Source organism: Pseudomonas sp. NPDC079367, from assembly GCF_044542195.1.
In the GTDB taxonomy this organism is placed as follows: Bacteria; Pseudomonadota; Gammaproteobacteria; order Pseudomonadales; family Pseudomonadaceae; genus Aquipseudomonas.
Genome location: NZ_JBITTW010000099.1, coordinates 1 through 1,137, shown reverse-complemented (window position 1 = coordinate 1,137; position 1,137 = coordinate 1). Strand labels below are relative to the sequence as shown.

General features: G+C 55.9%; 1 protein-coding gene. It reads right to left on the bottom strand.

Annotation, left to right across the window (positions count from 1 at the left end):
* Window positions 1-1,137: elongation factor G (locus ACIGDJ_RS28330; protein WP_397504728.1), on the bottom strand; the 1,137-nt coding region annotated here is incomplete at both ends.

Genomic DNA, 1,137 nt, shown 5'->3' with positions numbered 1-1,137 from the left:
CAGGGCCGCGATGTCACCAGCGCGCACTTCCTTGATCTCTTCACGGGCGTTTGCGTGCATTTGCACCATACGACCCACGCGCTCTTTCTTGCCTTTGACCGAGTTGATCACGCCGTCGCCGGAGTTCAACACGCCCGAGTAAACACGGACGAAGGTCAGAGTACCCACGAATGGGTCGGTAGCGATCTTGAACGCCAGAGCCGCGAAAGGCTCATTGTCGTCTGCATGACGCTCCATCTCTTCTTCCTCGTTATCAGGGTTGGAACCCTTGATAGCAGGAATGTCGGTCGGAGCTGGCAGGTAGTCGATAACGGCGTCGAGAACCAGGGGCACGCCCTTGTTCTTGAACGAAGAACCGCAAACGGCCAGAACGATTTCGCCGGCAATAGTACGCTGACGCAAAGCAGCCTTGATCTCTTCGATCGACAGCTCTTCGCCTTCCAGGTACTTGTTCATCAGCTCTTCGTTGGCTTCGGCGGCAGCTTCAACCATGTTGTTGCGCCACTCTTCAGCCAGCTCTTGCAGCTCGGCAGGAATGTCCTTGCGAACAGGGACCATACCTTTGTCGGAGTCGTTCCAGTAGACAGCTTGCATGTTGATCAGATCGATCTGACCCTGGAAGTTGTCTTCGGAACCGATGGCCAACTGGATTGGCACCGGAGTGTGACCCAGACGCTGCTTGATCTGACCGATCACGCGCAGGAAGTTGGCGCCGGCACGGTCCATCTTGTTTACGTAAACAAGACGCGGAACGCCGTATTTGTTGGCTTGACGCCATACGGTTTCCGACTGCGGCTCAACACCCGAAGTACCGCAGAACACAACGACAGCGCCGTCGAGTACGCGCAGGGAACGCTCAACTTCAATGGTGAAGTCAACGTGGCCCGGGGTATCGATTACGTTGAAACGGTGCTCGTGAGAGTACTGCTTCTCGGAACCTTTCCAGAAGGCGGTAATGGCAGCAGAAGTAATGGTAATACCACGCTCCTGCTCCTGAACCATCCAGTCTGTGGTCGCGGCGCCAACAGGCACCTCGCCCATTTTGTGAATTTTGCCGGTGTAAAACAGCACGCGCTCGGTGGTGGTGGTTTTACCTGCTTCCACGTGAGCGACGATACCGATGTTACGGTAGCGGCT